15 protein-coding genes are annotated in these 17,208 nt (G+C 39.2%); 9 read left to right on the forward strand and 6 right to left on the reverse strand.

Annotated features, from left to right (window positions below; genetic code table 11):
• The first annotated feature begins 128 nt into the window (after positions 1–128).
• From JOC76_RS07905 to JOC76_RS07925, 5 genes are all read left to right on the forward strand, one after another.
• On the forward strand, positions 129–1,352 hold the full coding sequence (locus JOC76_RS07905; RefSeq protein WP_205177059.1) for an MFS transporter: 1,224 nt from the start codon (positions 129–131) through the stop codon (positions 1,350–1,352).
• Positions 1,353–1,387: 35 nt separating this feature from the next.
• Positions 1,388–2,089 (forward strand): RraA family protein, encoded by a 702-nt coding sequence (locus JOC76_RS07910; RefSeq protein WP_205177060.1) that lies wholly within the window; start codon positions 1,388–1,390, stop codon positions 2,087–2,089.
• Between the two features lie 318 nt (positions 2,090–2,407).
• Complete coding sequence (locus JOC76_RS07915; protein ID WP_205177061.1) at positions 2,408–2,569, forward strand: hypothetical protein; 162 nt, start codon at positions 2,408–2,410, stop codon at positions 2,567–2,569.
• Positions 2,570–2,714: 145 nt separating this feature from the next.
• Positions 2,715–3,875, forward strand: a complete 1,161-nt coding sequence (locus JOC76_RS07920; protein ID WP_205177062.1) for an MFS transporter — start codon at positions 2,715–2,717, stop codon at positions 3,873–3,875.
• A 669-nt stretch (positions 3,876–4,544) separates the two neighbouring features.
• Positions 4,545–6,980, forward strand: a complete 2,436-nt coding sequence (locus tag JOC76_RS07925; RefSeq protein ID WP_205177063.1) for an immune inhibitor A domain-containing protein — start codon at positions 4,545–4,547, stop codon at positions 6,978–6,980.
• A gap of 387 nt (positions 6,981–7,367) precedes the next feature.
• Here JOC76_RS07925 and JOC76_RS07930 read toward each other — a convergent pair whose 3' ends face one another.
• The 3 genes from JOC76_RS07930 to JOC76_RS07940 all read right to left on the reverse strand — a co-directional run bounded on the left by JOC76_RS07930 (position 7,368) and on the right by JOC76_RS07940 (position 9,385).
• On the reverse strand, positions 7,368–7,580 hold the full coding sequence (locus tag JOC76_RS07930) for a hypothetical protein (RefSeq protein ID WP_205177064.1): 213 nt from the start codon (positions 7,578–7,580) through the stop codon (positions 7,368–7,370).
• Positions 7,581–7,700: 120 nt separating this feature from the next.
• Positions 7,701–7,892, reverse strand: coding sequence for a hypothetical protein (locus JOC76_RS07935; protein WP_205177065.1), 192 nt, complete (start codon positions 7,890–7,892; stop codon positions 7,701–7,703).
• 293 nt (positions 7,893–8,185) lie between these two features.
• Positions 8,186–9,385, reverse strand: coding sequence for an esterase-like activity of phytase family protein (locus tag JOC76_RS07940; RefSeq protein WP_205177066.1), 1,200 nt, complete (start codon positions 9,383–9,385; stop codon positions 8,186–8,188).
• 427 nt (positions 9,386–9,812) lie between these two features.
• On the opposite strand from JOC76_RS07940, the gene JOC76_RS07945 reads away from it, so the two are divergent.
• Positions 9,813–11,045, forward strand: a complete 1,233-nt coding sequence (locus JOC76_RS07945; RefSeq protein ID WP_205177067.1) for an alkaline phosphatase PhoX — start codon at positions 9,813–9,815, stop codon at positions 11,043–11,045.
• Between the two features lie 179 nt (positions 11,046–11,224).
• Here the strand turns inward: JOC76_RS07945 and JOC76_RS07950 are convergent, their stop codons facing one another.
• From JOC76_RS07950 to JOC76_RS07960, 3 genes are read right to left on the reverse strand one after another with little or no spacing between them, the layout of a single operon-like run.
• Positions 11,225–11,974: a CPBP family intramembrane glutamic endopeptidase gene (locus JOC76_RS07950; protein WP_205177068.1), complete on the reverse strand. Its 750-nt coding sequence runs from the start codon at positions 11,972–11,974 to the stop codon at positions 11,225–11,227.
• A gap of 32 nt (positions 11,975–12,006) precedes the next feature.
• Positions 12,007–12,993, reverse strand: a complete 987-nt coding sequence (locus tag JOC76_RS07955; RefSeq protein ID WP_205177069.1) for an alpha/beta hydrolase — start codon at positions 12,991–12,993, stop codon at positions 12,007–12,009.
• Between the two features lie 2 nt (positions 12,994–12,995).
• Positions 12,996–13,637 carry a helix-turn-helix domain-containing protein gene (locus tag JOC76_RS07960; RefSeq protein WP_307784699.1) on the reverse strand — a complete coding sequence of 214 codons (642 nt, stop codon included), beginning with the start codon at positions 13,635–13,637 and terminating at the stop codon, positions 12,996–12,998.
• Positions 13,638–13,807: 170 nt separating this feature from the next.
• Between JOC76_RS07960 and JOC76_RS07965 the strand changes: the two genes are divergently transcribed.
• The 3 genes from JOC76_RS07965 to JOC76_RS07975 all read left to right on the forward strand — a co-directional run bounded on the left by JOC76_RS07965 (position 13,808) and on the right by JOC76_RS07975 (position 17,208).
• Complete coding sequence (locus JOC76_RS07965; protein ID WP_205177070.1) at positions 13,808–14,800, forward strand: thiamine pyrophosphate-dependent dehydrogenase E1 component subunit alpha; 993 nt, start codon at positions 13,808–13,810, stop codon at positions 14,798–14,800.
• A gap of 117 nt (positions 14,801–14,917) precedes the next feature.
• Positions 14,918–15,946 carry an alpha-ketoacid dehydrogenase subunit beta gene (locus JOC76_RS07970; protein ID WP_205177071.1) on the forward strand — a complete coding sequence of 343 codons (1,029 nt, stop codon included), beginning with the start codon at positions 14,918–14,920 and terminating at the stop codon, positions 15,944–15,946.
• A gap of 29 nt (positions 15,947–15,975) precedes the next feature.
• Positions 15,976–17,208, forward strand: coding sequence for a dihydrolipoamide acetyltransferase family protein (locus tag JOC76_RS07975; RefSeq protein WP_205177072.1), 1,233 nt, complete (start codon positions 15,976–15,978; stop codon positions 17,206–17,208).

The following is a 17,208-nucleotide window of genomic DNA, read 5'->3' on the forward strand; positions in this document are numbered from 1 at the left end:
ACGGCAAAACGCTAAAAATAAAAGGGGTATTTAAAGATTTTTAGCGTTTTTTTAAAATTAAATGAAAGGGTTTGCAGATGGTCCTATTTCATTATTAAACTTATTTAAATTTCTCAGGGGGTGTTTTAATGAAAAAAAAATGGCTTGTTTTATTTTTGTTATGGCTGACGTTTATGGTATCTTACTTGGACCGTGTAAATGTATCTACAGCGGGACCACTTATGATGAAAGATCTTCACATGGATGCCGGAAGTTTTGGTCTCCTTTTATCGGCTTTTACTTTCGGTTATGGACTTATGCAAATACCTGGAGGAATGCTGGCAGATCGATTTGGGTCAAAAGCAACGATGATTTTTGGATTAGTTTGGTGGTCGATTTTTACAGCATTATCCGGAGTTGTTGCATCGGTTGGTATGTTAATCGCTGTACGAGCATTATTCGGGGCAGGAGAAGCGTTAGGAACTGGTTCACAATTGAAGTTACTCGGTAAATACTTCAACGGCTCGGATCGTAATTTAGGCTCGAGTCTATATAATACGGCGATCCCGTTGGGTCCAGCTCTTTGTGGACCGATTGCCGTTTGGATAATGGGAAAAGTAGGATGGCATGGTCTTTTCTATTGGTTTTCAGTCCCTGGAATCATTTTGGTGGTATTGCTCTATTGGCTTCTACCAAGTGAAAAGAAAGAAAAGAGAAACAGTGGCAATCATGTAAAGAAAAAAGATAAGGTTGCATTGAAGGATGTTCTGAAATATCCAGGCAGTTGGCTTATCTTTACTGCCTATTTAACAAAAAGTGTTGCATCCTGGGGACTATTGGGGTGGATCCCCGTCTATTTGAACACTAGCCGGTACATTAACATAAAGGATTTAGGGTTTGCGTCATCAATACCATATTTACTGGGATTCTTTGGTTTGTTATTTTTCGGATGGCTGGGTAGTCGAGTAAAACATCGCGCTTCTCTAATAGGCATCATTTACATATTAGCAGGAGCAGGTTTATATTTTGCCTTCAGCGCAGGGACAACTAGCGGCAGTATAGTATTCTTATCAGTTGCATCCTTCTTTATATTTGGCGCATATGGACCATTTTGGGGGCTTACACTTGATTTATTTCCAAGTGAAGTCCACGGAACACTAAGTGGATTCACCAATTTTGGTGGACAAATAGGTGGGTTTATATCACCATTGGTGGTTGGTTATCTGGTAAAAGCTACAGGCTCATTTACAGATGGATTTTTATTCATGATTGCCACATTAATTGTGTCATCCATTGCTTTATTCGGTCTTGATTATTTGAAGATAAAAATGAAGCAAAACACAATTCATTATGAAGAAAAAATTGCAGAGTAATTCTATTAATTATATAAAGAGAGGAATGTAAAAAAATGAGTGTTGGAAATAGGGTATTTTTGAAGAGAGAGCTGCCGGATCAAAGTATAATAGAAGGTTTTAAAACCATTCCGGCGGCCAATGCTGCAGATTGTATGGGGAGATTAAGTGCATTAAGTTCAGAAATCAAACTAATGTCTAATCCCAATAATAGAATTATGGTTGGTGTAGCTCTGACAGTAAAAGCGCGTCCAGGAGACAACCTTTTATTGCACAAAGCTTTAAATATGGCTTCTGAAGGTGATGTCATTATTGTTTCAAATGAAGGTGACCGTACACAAGCACTCATGGGAGAGATTATGATTTCCTACGCTGAACACACGAAAAAGATAGCCGGATTAGTGTTGGACGGACCCATTCGTGATATTAACGAGATTTCAAAAATGACTATACCAGTCTATGCAACGGGAACGACACCAGGAGGTCCTTATAAAGAAGGTCCTGGAGAAATTAATGTTCCGATTGCCTGTGGGGGTATTCATGTTAGTCCAGGGGATGTAATTCTAGGTGATTCTGACGGTGTTATTGTAATACCTAAAAATGATGCCGAACAAATTCTAAAAGATGCTCAGGTTGTATCTGCCAGTGATCATAAAAAATTACAGGCAGCCATAGATGGAACTGCAAACCGGGATTGGGTAGATGAAACACTAATGAAGAAAAATTGTGTGATTATTGATGATATATATAAATCTTAAGATAAAGGTATTTTTGTGCTGGATTTTGTAGTAAAAATTACACTTTTTAAATAAAATATTGTGAATGTTACAAGCGAAATTTAACTTAAAAAAACCATAGGTGAAAAGCATTTGGGTTATAAAGTTCAAATGCTTTTCTGTTTAAGACAGTAGCAGGTGTAAACAGTCTTTGAATGGATTTATCCTTTTTCGTGTTTAGTGCTAGCTAAAAAGTATTTATCAAAAAATTTACAGAACAAAAAATATCTAATACGTTTGTTTTCGTCAATAAAATATGATATTCAAACACGTTGTAGATCAATTTATGGAGTAGAAATCATGAAGCGTATACAATATTTAAAAGAGTATAAAATACAAGTTTGTAAGGAAGCTATTAACGCAGGTAATGCAGCAAATATTGCCCGACACCATGAGCTTTGTCCCAAAATGGTGAACCGATGGGTTAAAGAATATAAAGACGGAAAATATAATAACCTTTAAGGCTTGAAGGAATTAGCCAGGAGTTATTTTATGGTCTGTCAAGCCTTTTTTTTATGCCGATAGTTTCTGAACAAAAGGCCTAATATTATAGAATATACCTTTGTATTAATTAGCTTAACCATAAAATAATTGTGAGGAATAGAATATGAAACTGTGGAATGTTATTATCATTACATTTGGATTTCAGACCGTTGTTTATCTTACTAGACCAGTCATAACGCTATATGCATCACATATGGGATCCTCTGCTTTTGAAATCGGTATTCTCACCGCGGCTTACTCATTTCTTCCGTTAATTTTTGCGATTCATGCTGGTAAAATTGCTGATAAAGTAGGGGATCGGTTACCCATTCTATTTGGATCTATTGGAACCACAATGGGAATGGTTATTCCTTATTTGTTTGGTTCTATGTGGTCACTGTACATAAGCCAGTTCATTGTTGGATTATCCAATGTTTTTCTTACTGTTTCCCTGCAAAATGTACTTGGGAACACCGCGACAAGGGAAAATCGGGATCGGTACTTTAGCATCTTTAGTATGGCTGTAGCTGCAGGTGCTTTAATTGGTCCACTAATAGGAGGCTATATTTCTGAGCATCTTTCATATACTGCAGCTTTTTTTGTTTCTATTTTTATATCCTTTATGCCTGTTGCCTTCTCTTTTACTATTCCTGTAGTAATTAAGAAAAAGGAACAAGAAAAAATTAGTATTCTTTCATCAGTCGGATTATTAAATATATCCGTTTTACGAAAAGCATTATTTTCAAGTGCATTAGTTTTGTATTCCAAGGATATCTTTATTGCCTATTTCCCGTTGTTTGCAAAACAATATCATATTTCTGACTCTACAATTGGATGGATTATTTCTAATCAGGCACTGGCCATGATGATTGTTCGTTTTATATTGCCCAGTCTGACAAACATGTTTAGAAGAGATACAATTTTGTGTGCATCCATTATTTTTGCGGGTATTTCTTTCATTATAATTCCTTTTACAGGGAGTGCGATTTTACTAGGAATTTTAAGTTGTATAATGGGATTTGGGCTGGGTTGTGGGCAACCTTTATCCATGACTACAACGTATAATGCTTCACCAAAAAATAGAACTGGAGAAGTATTAGGGCTGCGTCTATCAACAAATAGGCTTTCTCAATTGATAGCACCTATCTTTTTTGGATTAGTGGGTAATTGGATTGGAATTATCTCAGTATTCTTTATAAGTGGTGCCTTTTTACTTGGCGGAACATTCTTTATAAGACCAGAGAAAGATAATCCAAGCGCATCTAATAATGAATATCATGCTTAAAATAAAAAGGAAAGGTGACGTGATCCGTTCTACAGAAAGGTTATGAATATGAAAGAGGAACTCAATTGGTTCTCATTTTCTATAGTGATACCGATTGTCGAATGCCCTAGCCTTTCAAAAACAACTTTTGGAGACACTCCTTAATGTAAAATTAATGCCGCATGTGTTTGTCAAAGTAAATTAATTATTTATTTTTCAATATAGTAACAAAATTTAAAAATAGGAATATTTTCTTATGAAACAAAATTGCAAAATAACTTTTCTGGTAAAAAAATACTAACTTACTATAGAGGTAACAAAAAAATAGATATTTTCCCCCGTATTTTACATATGGTGAAGTTTCGATTACTCACATAAAAATCAGACTCTCGAGAGTGAAAGCCCTTGTATAAAACACTTAATTCCCAAGCCCCAGTAAGCCAGCCATTCAATAAAAGTAAGAGTTTTGGTCCTTACTAATATGAAAAAATCACTTTCTCTTATTTAGGAATACGAAATATGTCGTAGTGAGTCGTAAATTATTTTGCAAAATTCACTAAAATTAACAAGGAATCTTCTCTCAAAAACTAGAATTATATTAATATTATTTAATTGTCCATTCGGCGGGGACAAGAAAGGAGGAAGTACATAGAGCACCGTCTAACTTTATATTATTGGGGGCGAGATTAGTTGGTTAATTGGAAAAAAACTTTGGGAACCTCGATTCTTTCTACTGGACTAGTGTTAAGCAGCTTTGGTCCATTGGCATTTGCTCAAACATCAAATGGGAGTAATTTGAATTCTGCGCAGCCAACCACTCAAATACTTGAAAAATACCAAGGAGGACCTTTTGATGTTGGTTTAGTTAATGATGATCTTCTACTAAATTCATTAATTAAACAGGGGGTCATTGATAAAAATGCCAGTGCTGCGGTCAAACAAACCGCGTTAAAAAACTACATTGCGAATAGAGCGAAGGCTGCGAGTCAAATGGCAGGTCCTAAAAGCGTAAAGGAAATCCGCGCCAATTTGCAAACAAAAGCTGGACTCAAACATAAGCCCCCTGGCAAAACGAAGGGACAAGATAGCACAACCCCTAAAACAAACCCTGGTAACGGAAACGGAGACGTCAATCCCATTCAAAAAGAAACTTGGAATGGTCCAGTTCGCCAAGACAAGGAACTGGTTATTTTAATTGACTTCCCTGATTATCCATATACAGACCTTCCATCCAGAGATGGAAAGGACCCTGGAACCGTTTTAAGTCTGCCATCCTACCCAACTGAACACTATAAAAATATGCTTTTCGGTAAAAACGGGTATGAGGGACCAAGTGGACAAAACCTTATCTCGGAAAAACAATTCTATGAACAACAATCAGGCGGCAGCTATACCGTTGATGGAGATGTTTATGGATGGTTCACAGCTGAACATCCTGCTGCTTATTATGGTGGACATAATGCGGCGGGTGGCAATGATTCAAAACCGCGTGATTTAATTAACGAAGCCTTGGCAAAAGTTGCGGCATCTGGTGTCAATCTTAGCCAATATGACATAGAGGATCCGTATGACCTTGATGGGGATGGAGATTTGCGTGAGCCAGACGGAATTATTGATCACCTTGTGGTCGTCCACTCAGGTATTGGGGAAGAATCTGGTGGAGGGTCCTTGGGTCAAGATGCGATTTGGTCGCATAGCTCGAATCTGGCTGGTCCTACAGTAATCCCAGGAACATCGGGGCAGGCAAAGGTTAAATATTGGGGTGGAAGCTTAGTTGGATATGGATACGTGGTGCAACCAGAGGACGGTGCTGCCGGTGTATTCTCTCATGAATTCGGTCATAACCTTGGATTGCCAGATGATTATGATATTGCTTATAGTACCCCATATGATGAACCTGTCGGTTATTGGTCCATCATGTCCGCGGGCAGCTGGGCCGGAAAAATTGCCGGAACAGAACCAACCGGCTTTAATGCGAAAGATAAGGAATTTTTACAAAGCACCATGCCAGATTCCAACTGGTTTAAACCAGTCACTTATAACCTAAGCGATTTAACTGGAAAGGGCCAATTCGTTAAGCTTGATGAAGCCAGTGTGAAAGGGACCAATGCGGATGCTGTCCGGGTGAATCTGCCTGACAAGGTAACGCAAGTCAATACACCTGCAAGTGGATCCTATGAATATTTCAGCGGCAGTGATAACAAATTGGATAATTCCATGACAACGACCGTTGATTTAACAGGTAAAACGTCGGCAGAACTGACTTTCAAAACCTGGTATGACATTGAGCAGGATTGGGACTATGCCTCTGTTAAAGTTCAACAAGGTAGTGATTGGGTAACGGTTCCTGGTAATATTACCACAACTACTAATCCTAATGATCAAAATCCAGGTAACGGAATTACTGGGTCTTCCAATGGGAAATGGGTAGATGCAAAGTTTGATCTCTCTCAATTTGCTGGACAAAAAATTAATCTTCGTTTCAACTATTGGACGGATGTTGCAGCCATTCACTCAGGCTTCTATGTGGATGATATCAACATAACAGCTGATGGTGCAACGATTCTATCTGATGGAGCTGAAAACAGTACATCTCCATTCACTCTTAATGGATTCAAAAAGGATCAAGGAACAGTTTCTACGACTAATTACTATCTTCTTGAATGGAGAAACTATGCAGCAGCTGATAAGGCACTTGCAGATATTTCACGTGGCCACTCACTACTAGCCTATGATCCAGGTCTGGTTATCTGGTATGTAGATAATAAGTATACGGATAATGTGGAGGCAGACCATCCAGGTCATGGTTTCTTAAATGTGGTGGATGCCCACCAAAATATTGCTTCATGGACGGATGGGACGGTAGCGAGTAACAGATATCAAATTAAGGACGCAGCCTTCTCACTTAATAAAACAGGTAATGTGTTCTTAGATTATCATGATATCACTAATCGGAACCTTGTTGAAGCCGGTCAGGCACCAGTACCAGCTTTCAATGATACAAAAGCCTATTATAATCCTGCCTATCCATTTATCGGTGTCCAACTCCCACAAATTGGCTTGAAAGTTAATGTGGTTGGACAAGCCAAGGATATGTCTGTTGGCTCCATCCATCTTCAAAAATAGTTATATCTTCAATCACACCGTTCGTCTTTGACTAGCGGTGTGATTTTTATTTTCGGCAAAATGAATAGACGTTCTCATATAAATCCATTATGACTCTCCTCTAAACATAAACGAAAGTCCAAAACTAGTGGAATTTCTGTTATTGATGTGTACAAATAATCAATTTTCGAACAAAAATAATTTTAACCCTTTAATCATTAAAGATAGAAAAAATATACAAAAAACCCATCCTATTTCTATAAGGATGGGTTTTAAGGGGGATTGCCAAGACCTTTGGGATTTTTGTAGGTTTCTTGGTACATATTCATTTTGGAAAAAAGAACTTCAAAAAATTCACTTTAAATTTTAAAATAATGTAAATAATTTGTAATAATAAGTTTGAGTGCTTTAACTTTCTTGTTTTTTCAGATACACATTAAAGGCTTCTTTCCAATGGTCTTTTTCACTAAGGTAATGGTTTAATCGAAAATGATCGAGATAATATATTTCATTCTTAAAAGGTAACATATCCGATTTTTCAATTGCTGAAATTAAGCCGCTTAGATCATCCGTTTTAGTTTTATAAATAATCTCATTATCAAAATAATAAACTACTTTCATGGCTAGCAACTATCCTTTCCCAACAAATCAGTTTAACCAACAATTTAACTGAGTTCGTTTTAAGTCCGTTTCTTTTCACCCTGTTTTCTTAACAATATCATTATTTGAAAAAATAGACAATTAAAAAGATAGCTTAGCGATTATTGATATAGGGTCAAACCATATTTCTAAATATTTATTACTCCATCCAATTCCTAACATATAGGATTTATGTATATCATTATAATCAGGGCCATGCATAGTAGGTAGGTTAATATAAAGAAGGGTAAAAATAACTGTAGTTAAATAAATAGATAAAAAGATAGTTTCCATTACTTACTCCTCATTTTAATAGTATCTTAACAATATTATTATATAAGCAGTTTTTGTAGGTCAGATTGATTATATGTAAAAGTTTATTATGTTTTTACGTATTAAAACATTGCGTGGCCTTGGTTATGAAATAGAATTTTACTACCTAATGCGTTTCTGCTTATGCAGTAACGCTTATTTACTATGAAAGAAAGATAGTAAATAATCAAAAATTCAATGAAATTATCGAAATATTAAAGCTAAGATAAAGAAGCCCTACGGTCAACATCATCGCAGGGCTTTTTTCAAAAAAATTATTTAGGATCCACATCGAATGCAAGGAATTGCGTCACTTGAGTTGAATTAAAGTTATTGTCTGAAACGAGGACCAGGCTATCATGACCATTTGCAAGCTTTGGACCCCATGTCATTCCTTCCACATTATCTAGTTTTGGTAAATTAAGGGTGTTGAGATCGAGTACAAGTTCTTTTGAGACAGATTTATAATCACCCGAAAGTAGTGAATCCATATTACTAATGTTTGAAGCATGGCGCGTATCGACTTTATAGATGCGAATGTAGTTTGAATAACTGCCATCAGCAGCCTGTACCCCTGAACGTTCTAGCATTAAAAACTCATGATTGTTGATGGCAAGCATTTCAGAAACACCGTTATCAGCGCTTTTTCCTGCACCTGGTTTAGACGGAATAGCTGAAACCGTATAAGCATATTGTGCGAGGATATGGCCTTGTCGATCGTATTTTGTAATCCGAGAGTAACCACCTGCATCAACGGTCGAAATATTTCCGTCCTGGAAAAGCGGCGCTTCCATCGATGTAAAATAAAACTCCCCATTTGGTGAAAAAGAACTTCCCTCAAGGGCAAGATTATTGCGAAATCCATGGTTTGATCCAATTGTAAACTGTATCGGGATTTGAAATGATGATAAATATTGCCCGTTTTGATTTGCTTGGCGAATAAAAGGAACAAGACCAAGACCAAGATCGCCTTCACTCGTGTACCAAATGTTGTGGCTTTTAGGATCAACCCGTATCGATTCCAGATCAGGTACAACACCATTGTGGTCTACAGCATACTGGTTTCGGTTAGGGTATGTTGATCCATCAGGTTGTTTAAATATGGTCACATCTGATAGATTCACAGAGTTGAACTTTTTAGAGTCATAATTTAGCTGACCCGTATAGAAACGGGCTGGAGCCAGGTCTGAACGGTCATCACTAATCATAATCCATTTGTTTGTCTGTGGATCATAATCGATACCAGAAAGACCGCCAACAGGTGTACCATTGAAAATGGCATCATTTGCAATCCGTTGTTCCCCGATAAAAGACAAATTGCCCACCGTATGGTGTTCCACCTTTGTCTTTTGATGATCTTTTGCGTTTAAAGATTCCTTTGAGTGAGAAACTGTCTCTGCAGAAGCAGTCCCCAGCTGGGAAATCAATAATAAACTTGCCGTTGTACCGGCTGCTAGAAGCTTTGTAAACCTCATTTATCCACACCTCTTTCTTAACTTAAAATCATAATAAATGGCAAAAACAAGAGGAATTTATGATGAATGTTGTTATATATAACCAAAACTATTATAAAAATGATAGAGAACTAGAACAATAGTATTTTGGAAATTTTTACATAGGATTCATAAAATTTACATTTTAATTTTAATATTCATAAAAGGGGATATTCCAAAATCCCCGGATGTTTCGCTCTTAAACTCCTCTGTGCATTCAGGAGTTTTTTTAGTAATTGGTATCTGATTTAATAGACGAAGCTGCCATCAAGGTAGCTTTATTCATTTTGAAATTAATCGCATTTATGGATATATATACTAATATTTTACGTTAGGTTAACTCTAGCTTAATAGTGTCCTTCTATAATTCTTTTTGTAGGAATGAAGACATAAAGAGAGGAAGTAGAAAATGAAAAAAAAATCAATCCGCAATGTCGTGCTATCATCCGCAATTTTATTACCAGTAGTGGCGGGCACAGCAACAGTGAATGCAGCGAATATTGGCGTTACAAACGGTTATTTTCAATTTAATCCTATTTCATCCTCTACAGATGCAACTCCAGGTGGAAATCCAAATCAGCCATTGGTTCTTCCCGAAGGGTTCCAGCAGACTATTATTGCTTCCGAGCCAAATTATGGCGGTAACCCGGATATGAATACTTTAAATGAAACAGGACCTGAAGCAGGGCGTTATCTCTATCAAACTCATGAAGTTGGCAGTAACGCCTCCGTTTCTGTCATTGACCTTAAAACAAACGAAGTAAAAACATTAGCACAACGTTCTGATTGGGGAAGTATGGATGGAATCGTTTGGACTCCTTGGGGAACTTTGATTGCTACTCAAGAGAGGGGGCAATCTGCAGTTTATGAAATTAATCCAACGACTGGTGAAGCAAAGGCAATCCCAGCTTTTGGCGTAAGAGCAAATGAAGGAATCCGATTTGATCAGGATGGCAATTTATATGGTATCTCAGAAGAACACGATGGCCATATCTTCAAATTTGTTCCTGATAAAAAAGGTGATTTATCGAGCGGTCAGCTTTATGCTTTGAAAGTAACGGACAACACCGCTGATAGAACAGGAAATGCTGTTTGGATTCCATTAGATCGTCAGGCAGTCCAAATCGATTCACATGCAGCTGCAACTGCTGCTGGTGCAACAAAGTTTGATAGACCTGAAGATGTTGAAATCGCAACAAGCACAGGAAACAACCGTGGCGGAATGAATACCTTATACGTTGCTCTTACTGGAGAGGACAGGGTCATTGCCATCGACTTAGATAAGGACAAAGCAAAAGTTAGAACCTATGTTCAGGCGGGCGTGAATGCACCAAGTGATTTCCATATGCCAGACAATCTTGCACTTGATAAAAATGGAAACCTCTATATAACAGAAGATCCAGGCGGTAGTTATTTCAGTACCACCAACCCAAAAACAAAGGGAGATGATATTTGGGTAGCCGTTCCAAGTAAAGGAAATGTTGAATCTGCTGAGACGACCGTTCGTTTTGCTACTTTAACCGACAGTGAAGCCGAGCCAACTGGCATTTATTTTGATAAGAGCGGAACCACGCTTTATGTCAACATCCAGCATCGCGGTGGCGACGGTTTGGATAAGACTTTGGCGATTACAAAAAAATAGTCATTGGAATAAGATGTTGATAACCATCATCTGTCAGAGTGTCGGGAAACCAAGAGTGTCATCATGTTTTCATTAATTATGTTTTAACAAAATATGCCCTCTATCTCTTGCTATATTTCATGGAGATGGAGGGCTGTTTTCTTCATATTTTAATAGCGCAAGATTTTTGGAAAACCGCTTTACCCCAAAATACCGTGCAAAATAATATCTCCAATTGCGTGTGAGATCATTGCGTACTCTAATCCCTTTTTCCAATAAAGGTAGCCGAAAACAATTCCAAGAAGTCCATTTGAGACGATAGTGCGGATAAAGAGGATGGGAGTAATGAATCCAAATATCTGCTGAGCAGCTGGAAGGTGGGAAACTCCAAATAGGATGGCAGCAGCGATAATTCCTGTCCAGTACATCCACACCTTTCTCCCGGAAGTTTTTCCGAACAATTTATACAAAATCCAAACTATAAGCGTCATAAAGAATAAACGGACTAATACTTCCTCAAATACCCCTCCCTGGAGAAAGGTGAGAATACCAGCCCAATGGGGTACTGGATGAGATTTGCTGGATATTTCAGGTAGAAGAGGTTGGAAGACAAACATCTCTAGTATAATAACAACCAAAGTCCCAACAAACCCTGATATAAGAGCTTGCCAAACATCTTTTTTTTGAAATTGTGCATTCCCGGTGCCTGTCACCCAGCGCCGAAAGATTGGGGCATCAAGTCCGAGTTTTTCCCCCATAATAAATCCAAGCCACCCCAAGATAAAAGCCATGATTAATTGTTGGATGATCGTAACGGTAATGCCAACAGGTAAAGGGAGTTTAGCTGCAGCTGGTGTACCTCCAAGAACCGCAGCTAAATAAGGAATAGCGGCTAACATCCCAACTAAACATAAAATCGTTAAAAATCCAGCTAATTTTACGTGCCTCATAAAGATCTCCCCCTGAGTTCTTTTTATTCTCTCTATTTGCCAACTATCTGCTTGTTGTCAATTTTTTCAGCAATAAAATGGTCTTCCAGCCATGCGGACAAGCAGTTCCTAAATTCCTCTGGAAGAGGTTCTTCAAACAGTTGTTTATAGATTTTCAAAGGGTTTGAGGCATCCATGGTGCCGGACCAGCATTTTAAAATATGGGTCATATCTTTGATGATATGAAACTCCGCTTTGCCTGACACAGTAGGAATCACTTGTTCTGATGCAGCAAGCGGCACCTGGCAATCCTTATCCCCGGCTATTACGAGAACAGGACATGTGATTTTTAGGAGGTCTGTTAATACATCATATTGATAAAATTCTCGCAGCCATTTAGCGGGAAATTTTTTTCCGAATACTCTCATGGTCTCTTTAGTGCTGTTCAATATTTTTACATCAAATTTAGCATTTGTCTTTTTGGCTTTTTCTGTCACATTTAATGTTCTGATCAACCAGCCCTTAAATCCACCCAGTTGATTCAAGGCATCCAACCCCTGCTGTCGTTGCCAGTTAATGATTTCCTGCATGGGCATAGCCCCTCCGCATAAAAGGATTACTCCGGCAGAAGGTTCCTGGGCATAAACCGCCGGTGAAAGCTGTGCACCCTCACTGTGGCCAAGGATAATGGTTTGGTTTTCATTTACCTTTGGATGCCGTTTAAGATAGTGAAGGGCAGCAGTTGCATCTTTTGCCAAATCCCGGAATCCGAGGGTATAGGCGTCACCCTCACTCTGATGGGTGCCGCGTTTGTCATAGCGCAGCGTAACAAAACCGAGTCCTGTTAGGAATTCAGCCAAGTCTTTGTAAATCCCCATTTTGAATTTTGGGTTGTTACCATCACGGTCACTACCACCACTTCCTGGGATAATCAGGACAGCGGGATAAATCTCCTCTGTTCCAATCGGTACGGTTAGCGTACCTGATAGTTTTACTTCACTCTGAATGACAGCATGTTCTTCTTTAATTTTATATACCATGTTCAATCCGCTCCCTTTCCCGCATCCGGGATTATAATGGTTGCAATGGTCCGTTTTTTTCGCCCTTCACCAGGTGTATTTTGAATATATTTTTGAAAAACTGCTCCAAGTCCTATGGCGACCTCCATAAATTCCTGGTCATTCAAATGGAGGTCAAGCTGTCGAAAAGATACCCCATCCTTTATCAAATCTATGTTGTCCTGTTCAACGTAATTTCCAAAGTCGTTAATCAATCCACTTACAAACTGTATAAATACCCCCAGCTTTTCTTCACTCGAGCTTTCTATAAATTCCTGCGGAGTGATGCCGCTGTTGCTTGATAAGGCATAAACCTTTTCAACTGTGCCGCGTACTTGATTTTGGGCCACACTTTCAATGATTCCTCCCTGAACAAGTTTATTTAAATGCCGATAAAGGGTAGCTTGTGGAACATCGGATAAATACTGCCCGATTTCCTGCACAGTTAGCTTCCTGTTTCCAACCAGGGCTTTCATGATTCGTATTCTAACTGGATGTAAGATTAAATTCGCTTTTTCATTCATGTGATCACCTATTGCTTTAATTATTATCATTCTCAATAATGATAATATACCGTTTGGAGGAAATTGTAAACCGTTTTTTGAAAAATTTACTAATTTTTTCACAACACAATCTTTCCTTTGAACAAAAAGAGACAAAACGAGACAGTTGTATCGTTTTGTCTCTTTTTTTCTACCATAATTCTCTTTAAAGCCTTAAGAATCTCACTTCCGTCACTTGGCACGGTTCTTGCATAATTAAAGTTGTAATGAATTTTTCCAGGGAGGCTGAAAAAATGAGAACGATGGATAGTAAAGATGTAGCTTTAACAAAGGAAAAAGCACAATGGATGTATCAAAAAATGCTGGAAATCCGTAATTTTGAGGACAGAGTGCATGAGTTATTTGCACAGGGTATCCTGCCAGGATTTGTTCATTTATACGCAGGAGAAGAAGCCGTAGCTGTGGGCGTTTGTGCCCATTTAACCGATAAAGATAGTATAACAAGCACCCATCGAGGACACGGTCATTGTATTGCCAAAGGCTGTGATTTAAATGGAATGATGGCAGAAATCTATGGGAAAGTAACTGGATTATGCAAAGGAAAGGGCGGATCCATGCATATTGCAGATTTAGATAAAGGGATGTTGGGTGCCAATGGAATTGTCGGCGGAGGCTTTCCTCTTGCATGCGGTTCTGCCTTAACAGCGAAGTATAAAAAGACAGGAGATGTAAGCGTTTGCTTCTTTGGGGATGGCGCCCAAAATCACGGGACTTTCCATGAAGGAATTAATCTTGCTGCTATTTGGAATCTTCCAGTCATTTTTGTTGCCGAAAATAATGGCTTTGCTGAAGCTACTCCATTTACCTACGCGTCCAGCTGTAAATCCATTGTCGATCGGGCGATTGGCTATAATATCCCAGGTATTAAGGTGGATGGAAAAGATGTACTCGCAGTCTACCAAGCTGCAGAAGAAGCTGTCGCCAGGGCACGCCGCGGGGAAGGTCCAACTCTAATTGAATGTGTGACGTATCGAAATTATGGCCATTTCGAGGGAGATGCTCAAAAGTACAAAACCGAGCAAGAAAAGGTCGAACATAAAACGGAAAAAGATGCAAATCTACTGTTTAGAAATCATTTGCTGAGCCAGGGGCTATTAACTGAAAACGAATTAACCACTTTAGAACAATCCGTTGAAGATGCAGTTAATCAAGCTGTAAAGTTTAGTGAAGAAAGTCCATATCCAAGTCCTTCTGAGTTGTTAACCGATGTATACGTATCTTATTAAAATGGAAAGCACGGTGAACGGAGGTCCAAAAGGACGTCTTTAAGGAACGACCAGAATTTATATTTTGGGATTAGGAATATTTTTTCGGATGGACTAATTTAAAGGAGGAATTCGATTATGACAAGGAAATTGAGTATGTCTGCTGCGATTAATGAGGCTATGAAACTTGCAATGCGTAAAGACGAAAATGTCATTTTATTAGGTGAGGACGTGGCCGGCGGGGCTGAAGTGGATCACTTACTGGACGAAGATGCATGGGGCGGAGTACTCGGGGTCACAAAAGGGCTTGTTCAGGAGTTTGGACGGGAGAGAATTTTGGATACCCCTATTACAGAAGCAGGTTATATGGGTGCAGCGATGGCGGCGGCATCAACCGGTTTAAGGCCAATTGCTGAATTAATGTTTAACGACTTTATTGGAAGCTGTTTAGATGAAGTATTAAATCAAGGGGCAAAGTTCCGCTATATGTTTGGGGGCAAGGCGCAGGTTCCAGTTACAATCCGAACCATGCATGGTGCTGGATTTAGAGCGGCTGCCCAGCACTCCCAAAGTTTATATGCTCTGTTTACTGCGATTCCAGGTGTGAAAGTGGTTGTCCCATCCACGCCTTATGAAGCAAAAGGACTATTACTCGCTGCAATCGAAGATAACGATCCTGTCATCTTTTTTGAGGATAAAACACTCTATAATATGACAGGAGATGTTCCAGAAGGTTATTATACGATTCCAATTGGCAAAGCAGATATCAAGCGGGAAGGGTCAGATGTAACTATTGTTGCGGTTGGTAAGATGGTACATACCGCATTGGAAGCTGCTGAGCAGCTTTCAGTAAAAGGAATTGAAGTGGAAGTCGTTGATCCGCGCAGCCTGTCACCAATGGATGAAGAAACGATTCTAACATCTGTAGCAAAAACCAACCGCCTAATTGTTATCGATGAGGCAAATCCAAGATGCAGTATTGCTACGGATATCGCAGCACTTGTTGCGGATAAAGGGTTTGATACACTTGATGCCCCAATTAAACGGATTACGGCACCACACACGCCTGTACCTTTCTCACCGGTGCTCGAGGATATTTATCTGCCTAAAGCAGAAACAGTGGTTAAAGTGGCAGCCGAATTAGTCGGAACACCCCTAGAAGTATAAATCAGAGAGCATGGGAAGGAGAGATCAACGTGGCGGTAGAAGTCGTGATGCCGAAATTGGGAATGGCCATGAAAGAAGGCACTGTTTCGATATGGAATAAAGGAGTCGGAGACCCTGTTGAAAAGGGTGAACCGATTGCAAGTGTCAGCTCAGAGAAGATAGAAATTGATGTGGAATCTCCTGCAAAGGGAACAGTATTGAAAATTACTGTTCCCGAAGGAGAAGGGGTTCCGCCTGGTACTGTAATTTGTTATGTCGGAATTCCGGGTGAAGAAGTAGCTGCCGCGTTGGCAGTCGAAGGAGCCCAAAAGCCTGCACTGGAAAATGTTGCACCTGTAAATGAAAAACATGAGCCTATCTCTTCAGTAAAAACGGCTCGGAATCGCGTGAAAATTTCCCCAGTCGCTAGGAAAATCGCGGAGGCGGCCAACCTTACTATTGAACATATCAATGGATCTGGGCCGGGAGGAAGAATAACAAAGGAAGATGTAGAGGTAGCTATAAAGAATTCATCTTCGCCTCAGACTGTGGAGGAAAAAATAACGATCGAAACTTCGGTGCAGCCATTAGAAGAGACCCAGCAAATCCCGGTCAGCGGAATTCGAAAAGTAATTGCAGGACGCATGTACGATAGCCTGCAAAAAACAGCACAGCTAACGATTAACATGAAGGTCGATGTAACGGATTTAATTGCGTTACAAAAGCAAATAGCTCAAACCGTTCAAAATCGTTATGATCAAAAATTAACGGTGACCGACTTTATTGCGCGAGCCGTTGTGCTTTCACTGCAGAAGCACGGGGAGATGAATAGTGCGTATATGGACGACAAAATTCATTTGTTCAACAACGTCCATCTTGGCATGGCTGTTGCGCTTGAAAAAGGGTTAGTGGTTCCAGTCATCCGCAATGCTGAAAGTTGTTCACTTATTGATTTGTCTCGAAACATTAAAACCCTTGCACAAAAAGCAAGAGAAGCTCAGCTTAATCTTGAGGAAATGCAAGGTTCCACGTTTACAATTAGTAATCTCGGAGCCTACGGTGTTGAGCATTTTACACCAGTCTTAAATCCACCTGAAACAGGGATTCTTGGTGTCGGTGCTGTTTATGATACCCCAACCTATATTGGTGAAAATTTAGAAAGAAGAAGCATTCTTCCGCTCAGTCTGACATTTGACCACCGTGTTCTTGATGGCGCTCCAGCTGCAGCATTTTTACAAACGGTCAAGCTGTATTTAGAAGAGCCGATAACCATGCTTTTATAG

Source organism: Neobacillus cucumis (assembly GCF_016908975.1).
GTDB lineage: Bacteria > Bacillota > Bacilli > Bacillales > Cytobacillaceae > Neobacillus > Neobacillus cucumis.

Bases quoted from the DNA above. Each gene is read 5' to 3' on its own strand.
- JOC76_RS07935 (WP_205177065.1), bottom strand. From the start codon at position 7,892: ATGGAAACTATCTTTTTATCTATTTATTTAACTACAGTTATTTTTACC.
- JOC76_RS07950 (WP_205177068.1), bottom strand. From the start codon at position 11,974: ATGAGGCACGTAAAATTAGCTGGATTTTTAACGATTTTATGTTTAGTT.
- JOC76_RS07955 (WP_205177069.1), bottom strand. From the start codon at position 12,993: ATGGTATATAAAATTAAAGAAGAACATGCTGTCATTCAGAGTGAAGTA.
- JOC76_RS07920 (WP_205177062.1), top strand. From the start codon at position 2,715: ATGAAACTGTGGAATGTTATTATCATTACATTTGGATTTCAGACCGTT.
- JOC76_RS07940 (WP_205177066.1), bottom strand. From the start codon at position 9,385: ATGAGGTTTACAAAGCTTCTAGCAGCCGGTACAACGGCAAGTTTATTA.
- JOC76_RS07915 (WP_205177061.1), top strand. From the start codon at position 2,408: ATGAAGCGTATACAATATTTAAAAGAGTATAAAATACAAGTTTGTAAG.
- JOC76_RS07945 (WP_205177067.1), top strand. From the start codon at position 9,813: ATGAAAAAAAAATCAATCCGCAATGTCGTGCTATCATCCGCAATTTTA.
- JOC76_RS07905 (WP_205177059.1), top strand. From the start codon at position 129: ATGAAAAAAAAATGGCTTGTTTTATTTTTGTTATGGCTGACGTTTATG.
- JOC76_RS07965 (WP_205177070.1), top strand. From the start codon at position 13,808: ATGAGAACGATGGATAGTAAAGATGTAGCTTTAACAAAGGAAAAAGCA.
- JOC76_RS07910 (WP_205177060.1), top strand. From the start codon at position 1,388: ATGAGTGTTGGAAATAGGGTATTTTTGAAGAGAGAGCTGCCGGATCAA.
- JOC76_RS07970 (WP_205177071.1), top strand. From the start codon at position 14,918: ATGACAAGGAAATTGAGTATGTCTGCTGCGATTAATGAGGCTATGAAA.
- JOC76_RS07930 (WP_205177064.1), bottom strand. From the start codon at position 7,580: ATGAAAGTAGTTTATTATTTTGATAATGAGATTATTTATAAAACTAAA.